The organism is Chlorobaculum sp. 24CR, from assembly GCF_004118635.1.
GTDB lineage: Bacteria > Bacteroidota > Chlorobiia > Chlorobiales > Chlorobiaceae > Chlorobaculum.
The window spans coordinates 1-646 of sequence record NZ_SDGU01000053.1; the positions used below are offsets into that span (position 1 = coordinate 1).

Genomic DNA, 646 nt, shown 5'->3' on the forward strand with positions numbered 1-646 from the left:
GCATGAACACTGGCATATCGATATTTCATACGTCAATCTGCGGGGTACATTTTACTACTTGTGCAGTATTCTGGACGGATGCAGCCGCTTCATCGTACACTGGGAACTGCGCCCGTCCATGATCGAGCAGGAGGTCGAGATCATCGTGCAGCGTGCCCGTGAGAAGTATCCTGATGCCAGACCGCGGATTATTTCCGACAATGGCCCGCAGTTCATCGCCAGAGACTTCAAGGAGTTTATCCGGCTGGCTGGTATGACACACGTTCGGACTTCACCGTTTTATCCGCAGAGCAACGGCAAGCTGGAGCGGTATCACAAGACGATCAAGGCCGAGTGCATTCGCCCAAAAGTAGCGCTGTCACTGGAGGATGCTATCAGCCAGATTGACGGGTACGTGCGTCACTACAACGAAAATCGATTGCACAGTGCGATTGGCTATATTGCGCCTATGGACAAACTGGAAGGCCGGGAGATTCAGATTTTCAAAGAACGCGATCAAAAACTCGATGCCGCCAGAGAGGCTCGTAAACAAAAAAGACAGGAAATGAGGGCACCCCTTGCTTCCGCTAAGATTTCGACAACAACAGACACCATCAACCAACTAACTCAGCAAACCCGATTCTCCATTTCCAGCTGAGGCAAAACA

General features: G+C 50.9%; 1 protein-coding gene. It reads left to right on the top strand.

The annotated features are described in order from the left end of the window. On the top strand, positions 1-637 hold a 637-nt coding region (locus EST62_RS09970), incomplete at its 5' end, for an integrase core domain-containing protein (RefSeq protein WP_134751601.1). Positions 638-646: the final 9 nt, after the last annotated feature.